At 51.8% G+C, this 6,166-nt stretch carries 7 protein-coding genes; 5 read left to right on the forward strand and 2 right to left on the reverse strand.

What is annotated here, in order from left to right; translation table 11 throughout:
• Position 1: 1 nt before the first annotated feature.
• Complete coding sequence (locus tag FCS97_RS07350) at positions 2-928, forward strand: ferritin-like domain-containing protein (RefSeq protein WP_138517731.1); 927 nt, start codon at positions 2-4, stop codon at positions 926-928.
• A gap of 17 nt (positions 929-945) precedes the next feature.
• On the forward strand, positions 946-2,538 hold the full coding sequence (locus tag FCS97_RS07355) for a flavin-containing monooxygenase (protein ID WP_246065953.1): 1,593 nt from the start codon (positions 946-948) through the stop codon (positions 2,536-2,538).
• Between the two features lie 76 nt (positions 2,539-2,614).
• Here the strand turns inward: FCS97_RS07355 and FCS97_RS07360 are convergent, their stop codons facing one another.
• Positions 2,615-2,992: a phosphopantetheine adenylyltransferase gene (locus tag FCS97_RS07360; protein ID WP_138517732.1), complete on the reverse strand. Its 378-nt coding sequence runs from the start codon at positions 2,990-2,992 to the stop codon at positions 2,615-2,617.
• A gap of 71 nt (positions 2,993-3,063) precedes the next feature.
• On the opposite strand from FCS97_RS07360, the gene chrA reads away from it, so the two are divergent.
• A complete protein-coding gene (gene chrA, locus FCS97_RS07365; RefSeq protein WP_138517733.1) occupies positions 3,064-4,428 on the forward strand; it encodes a chromate efflux transporter in 1,365 nt (454 codons plus the stop codon).
• On the opposite strand, the gene FCS97_RS07370 is transcribed toward chrA, so the two are convergent.
• The gene (locus tag FCS97_RS07370) at positions 4,342-4,863 is read right to left on the reverse strand and encodes a hypothetical protein (RefSeq protein WP_138517734.1); all 522 of its coding nucleotides are present in this window, start codon (positions 4,861-4,863) and stop codon (positions 4,342-4,344) included. The genes chrA and FCS97_RS07370 overlap by 87 nt on opposite strands.
• A gap of 86 nt (positions 4,864-4,949) precedes the next feature.
• On the opposite strand from FCS97_RS07370, the gene FCS97_RS07375 reads away from it, so the two are divergent.
• Positions 4,950-5,360 (forward strand): PaaI family thioesterase, encoded by a 411-nt coding sequence (locus FCS97_RS07375; RefSeq protein ID WP_138517735.1) that lies wholly within the window; start codon positions 4,950-4,952, stop codon positions 5,358-5,360.
• An 11-nt stretch (positions 5,361-5,371) separates the two neighbouring features.
• Entirely contained in the window at positions 5,372-5,923 is a 552-nt protein-coding gene (locus FCS97_RS07380; protein ID WP_138517736.1) for an NADPH-dependent FMN reductase, read from the forward strand.
• The last annotated feature ends 243 nt before the right edge of the window (positions 5,924-6,166 follow it).

Here is a 6,166-nt window from a genome sequence, read left to right on the forward strand (position 1 = left end):
AATGCCCCAACTCGATCTGGAAAAAACACTGCGTCGCATCAAGGAAAATCAATGGGCTTTGGCCGACATTGATTGGGATGCGCCTGGTCGCGAGATGATTACTGAAGAACAGTGGCCCAAGCTGAAAGCTTTCATGGCCGACCTGACCTGGATTGAACACATTGGTGCGCGCGGCTTTGCAGCCATGGCGAAAAAAGCACCCAATGACACATTGAAAGAAATCTACACCTGGTTTCATGCGGAAGAACAACGCCATGCCAACGCAGAACTGGCACTGATGCAACGCTGGGGCATGCTGGAAGACGGCGAGATTCCCGAGCCCAACATCAATTTGCGTTTGACGATCGAATGGCTGGACAAATACAGCGATGACATGCCCCTGAACGTATTGGGCAGCGTGATCCCCATGCTGGAAGTGACGCTGGACGGCGCGCTGTGCAAATTCTTGCTGGACGAAGTGAAAGACCCGGTGTGCCACGAGGTATTCAAGAAAATCAACGCCGATGAAGCACGCCACTTGGGCGTGGATTTTCATGTGCTTGAAATGCTGGGCCATGGGCCAATGTACCGCCTGGCACTGGAGTCATTCGCAGCGGCCATCAACCCGAAGTTGCTGTTGGGCGTGGTTGTGTACTTCCCCTTGTTGAACCGCATGCGCGACAACATCGTGACCATGGGTTTGAAAGAAGAAAAACTGTATGAAGCCATGGCGAAGTTTGAAAAGTACGGTGGTGAAGCCCCTGAAAGCCGTCGCAATCCCTGGTACCAGCTGATGCGCTTGCACGGCCAGTGGGTGATTGATCGCAATAACCGCTTTTACCATGCACCCGTGGATGCAGCCGTGAAGTTGTCCAACTACATTCCGAAAAGCTGGCTGCCTGAAGTGCCAAGCTGGGTGAATAAATTGACGTGGCACACCACCGCATAACTGAACTGGAATTTGCTATGACTAATCAACGACTGAAAACCAACAAGCCACGTGCGCAAGCGCTGAAAGCCGAAGCGGGTGCAAGAACCACGGCACGTTCAGCTGCGGGCACGCGTCGCAAAACTGCCAGCAATGGCGGCGAGCATGTGTACGACACACTGATTATTGGTGCCGGCTTTGCGGGGCTGGGCACTGCCATCAAACTGCGTGAAGCGGGTGTGCACAATGTGGCCATTCTGGAGCGTGCTTCTGAGGCAGGCGGCACTTGGCGTGACAACCAATATCCGGGTGCAGCCTGTGATATTCCGTCGAATCTGTACAGCTTTTCATTTGCACCCAACCCCAATTGGTCGCGCAGCTATTCTGGCAGCAAGGAAATTCTGGGCTACGTTCACAGCCTTGTGAATGACTTTGGTCTCGAAAAGCTGATTCAGTATCGGCAGAACGTAAGCCGAGTTGAACTGGATGATGCACAAGGTATCTGGATGATTCACACTGACGGTGGCCAAGTGTGGAAAGGCAAAACCGTGATCATGGCCAGCGGCCCTTTGGCCAATGCCAGCTTTCCGAAAATTCGCGGCATTGAAAATTTCAAAGGCAAGAAAATTCACAGCGCGCAGTGGGATCATGAATACGACTTCACAGGCAAGCGTGTCGCTGTAATTGGTACCGGTGCAAGCGCCATTCAAATCATTCCGGAGCTGGTGAAGAAAGTCGACATGCTCAAGGTGTTTCAACGCACGCCAGCATGGGTAATGCCGCGGCCAGATTTCTCAACATCTGATTTCAGCAAGAAGGTGTTTGCCAAACTGCCGTTCACACAAAAAGCGATTCGCGAAGCACTGTACTGGACCCATGAAAGCATGGCCCTGGCGGTGATCTGGAGTTCGCCTGTAACGCGCATTGGCGAGCGTTTGGGGCAAGCGTTTTTGAAATCGCAAGTGCCCGATCCCTGGATGCGCAGGCAGTTAAAGCCTGATTACAAATTGGGTTGCAAGCGTATCTTGGTGAGCAACGATTATTACCCAGCGTTGCAGAAAGAGAATTGCGAGCTGATTACCTGGCCAATTGCAAACATTGTAGAGAAGGGCATTCGCACCTCGGAAGGTATCGAGCACCGTGTGGATTGCATTGTGTTCGCAACTGGCTTTGATGTGCCGAAAAGCGGTACACCGTATCCAGTGAAGGGTGTGGGCGGCCGTGACCTTGCCACAGAATGGCAACGCGGTGCACAGGCTTACAAAAGCATTAATGTGAGCGGCTACCCCAACCTGTACATCATGTTTGGCCCCAACAGTGGCCCGGGTCATAACTCGGCGTTGGTGTACATGGAGCAACAAATTGCGTATGCAGTGAAGGGCATTCGCACCATTCTCGATTCAAACCTGAAAATGCTGGATGTGAAGCCGGATGTTCAGGCCAAACACAATGCGAATATTCAAAAACGTTTGGCGAAAACCAACTGGAATTCAGGTTGCAAAAGCTGGTACCTGACCGAGGATGGTTTCAATGCCACCATGTTCCCCGGCTTTGCCACGCAATATGCCGCGCAAATGTCGAAGTTTGACGTGAAGGCGTATCGGCAGGTGAAAGCCGACGTGGCTGCGTGAAGTTTTAATCAAGGTAGTGGGAGTAGTACCGCCCCCATCGACTCGTGACGGTCCTGGGGGCTTTTTCATTCAATGGTTACGATTTGGTAAACCAGATTTCGTTGACCAGCCCAATCAGTAAGGCAATGATCACAATCACATCGGCCTTGACCACCCGGGATATCAAGGGGTTGTAATCGCCCACATTCCAGGCAATTGCAATAAAACCCACCGTGCTCACCAAGCCAAAGCACATGGCCAAAAGGCGCAAATCTGTTTTGAACATGGCTACCACGAACAACACACCCAGCAATCCAAACAACAAGGCGCGATGTTGCATGGCGATCAACAAATTGGGGTCGGCAATTGCCACACCGTAAAGCTTCTCGAGTGCAGCTTTTCCCATGATTCCGCTGAGTGGCAAAAAATGGATGATGGCCGCGATGGCCAAAGCGACATTGCTGATCCAGTTCATGGTGTTGTTCCCCTTGTTGAGGTTCAAGTATGAGATAAGATGAGTCGTCCAATCAATGACCTCGCAGATCAATGTCCACCCCCGCTGCTGAAATGACCGATCTTGATCAAGCCCCTGTACCTGTAAGCCTGATGCAGGCTTTCTGGTTTTGGCTGAAACTGGGTTTCATCAGCTTTGGTGGACCTGCCGGGCAAATCGCCATCATGCATGAGGAGTTGGTGGAGCGCCGCCGCTGGATTTCCGAGAAGCGGTTTTTGCATGCCCTGAATTACTGCATGTTGTTGCCCGGTCCAGAGGCTCAACAGTTGGCCACTTACCTTGGGTGGTTAATGCACCGCACCTGGGGGGGAATCGTTGCGGGTGCATTGTTTGTGTTGCCCTCGCTGTTTATTTTGATTGGCTTGTCGTGGGTGTACATCGCCTATGGCGATGTGCCCGTTGTTGCCGGCATTTTCTACGGCATTAAGCCAGCGGTGACTGCAATTGTGTTGCACGCAGCACACCGCATTGGTTCGCGGGCATTGAAAAACAATTGGATGTGGGCGATTGCTGCTGCGTCGTTTGTGGCTATTTTTGCCATGAACGTGCCGTTTCCAGTCATTGTAGCCACTGCGGCAATTATCGGCTTTGTGGGCGGAAAAATGTTTCCTGCCAAGTTCAATGGCAGCGCAGGGCATGCCAGTGCGAAAAAATCGTATGGTGCTGCCTTAATTGACGACAACACGCCAACACCCGAGCATGCCCGTTTCAGCAAAATTCATTTGGCCAAGGTAGTGGCAGTGGGTGCCTTGTTCTGGCTGGTGCCCATGGGTTTGCTGACCGCAAGCCTGGGTTGGTCAAACACATTCACGCAAATGGGCTGGTTTTTCACCAAAGCGGCTTTGCTCACCTTTGGTGGTGCGTATGCCGTGTTGCCTTATGTGTATCAGGGTGCGGTAGGCCATTATGGCTGGCTGACACCCACACAAATGATCGATGGCTTGGCTTTGGGCGAAACCACGCCGGGCCCGCTGATTATGGTGGTGGCATTCGTGGGTTTTGTAGGCGCTTATGTACAAGCCGTATTTGGACCCGAGAACGCATTTGTCGCTGGCGCTCTGGCCGCAGCACTGGTGACATGGTTCACCTTCCTGCCCTCGTTTTTGTTTATTTTGGCGGGTGGCCCGCTGGTTGAAAGCACACACGACGATTTGAAATTTACCGCGCCGCTGGTGGCCATTACTGCTGCGGTGGTGGGTGTGATTGTGAACCTCGCCGTGTTTTTTGCTTATCACGTGTGGTGGCCCAGCGGGTTTTCGGGGCAGCTTGACTGGATAGCCGCTTCAATTTCCGCATTGACTTTGATTGCTTTATTTGCCTTCCGAATGTCGATTTTGCATGTACTCGGCGCAACCGCCCTGCTGGGCACTTGTTTGTCCCTGTTTGGCTTTCTGTGACCACAAGGCCATGGCAGGCAGCGGTTCGCTTCGTGACAGGCATTCAGATCTTGAATAGGTTTGTCGTCCCACTTTTATTTTTTCGTCGTCGCCGAGGTTTTCTGCAATTTTTAACCAGTACAGTTTTGTGTGTGGGCTAAGGTTGGCGGCTGCCTGATAATAGTCCAGTTTCCCGATCATCTGCCCGTTGGGTGCTGCCACAATAGCGCCTGGTGCCATGGCTTCAGCAATGTTGTAGCAGCTCATCGCCAATTGATGCGTGTTGCTACCCGTGGTTTTGTGACCACCTTGTTCAGCCAGCAAAACATGGCTCAAATCGCCGGCAATAATTTGAGGCAATCCCTTGAATTGATTGTTGATGCTGCTGCTGTTTGACGATAATTTGTTGTTCATCTCGTCCAGCTGTCGGGTAAGCGAAGAGGTGACTGCCTGCATAATGGTCTCCAGGTTGTTCCAAGTTTCATTTGAACGACTTCGTAACGGCCAATAAAAGAAGAGTTCCAACAGAATGGAGACAGGAAGTGATCACCAAAGAAACAATGAATGAGTTCATCAACACGCAATTTCCGCAAAGCAAAATCACTGTTGAGCAGGTAGACGGAGACTCAGCCACCATTCGCCACAAAATCACGCAGGCTGAATTGCGCCCTGGTGGCACTGTGGCTGGGCCTGTGATGTTTTTGGTGGCTGATTGTGCGCTGTATGTGGGTATTCTGGGGCGAATTGGCATTGTGCCTTTGGCAGTCACCACGAACATGAATATCAACTTTCTGAGAAAGCCTTCAGCAGACCGTGACATTATTGGGGTGTGCAAATTGATCAAAGTGGGCAAAACCCTGGCCATTGGTGAAGTCAGTGTGTACTCCGAAGGTTTGCCTGATCCCGTGGCGCATGCAGTAGGTACTTACGCCATACCGCCGAAAAAAGATTAAAGGAGCGTTTCATGAGCAATGTGATTCGAGTACTGGGTATTTCCGGAAGCCTTCGTGCAAAGTCTTGCAACACGGGTTTGTTGCGTGCTGCAGCGGGGCAGTTGCCCGAGGGCATGGAAATGCACTTTGCCAATTTGATTGACTTGCCATTCTTCAATGCGGACCTTGCTGAAAGGCCGGCTGCGGTTCAAACCTTTTTTGATCAGTTGCAACAAGCTGATGCCTTGTTGCTGGCTTGCCCGGAATACAACTATTCGATTGCACCCGCCTTGAAAAATGCGATTGACTGGGCATCGCGCTATCCCGACAACGCCTTGCTGGCTGGCAAACCTGTGGCCATTTGCGGCGCGGGCGGCGGCATGGGTACGTCACGGGCCCAATACCACCTGCGGCAGGTGTGCGTGTACCTCGATTTGCACCCATTGAATAAACCCGAGGTGTTCGCCAATGCCTTTGCAGGTGGATTTGATGCGGATGGCAATGTAAGCGATGAGAAAATCAAGGCCAACCTGGCGGCGCAATTAAAGGCTCTTCAAGCCTGGGCAGTGCGCCTAAAAGGGTAGGGGTGAAAAAAATTTCACTTCAACCCTAAAGAATCATTTTTTCCAAGCGTTAATGAATCATGAGCAGCGCACGACAGTGCACGACACTGAAGGCGACTCGCTCTTAACTCAATAAATTGCTTGGAGAAATATCATGCTAGGAATCAACACCAACGTAGCCTCACTGACCGCCCAGAAGAACCTTTCAGGCTCTGGCATCGGTTTGAACAACGCGATTGCCCGCCTGTCCTCAGGCCTTCGTGT

The organism is Limnobacter alexandrii (genome assembly GCF_005871185.1).
GTDB lineage: Bacteria > Pseudomonadota > Gammaproteobacteria > Burkholderiales > Burkholderiaceae_B > Limnobacter > Limnobacter alexandrii.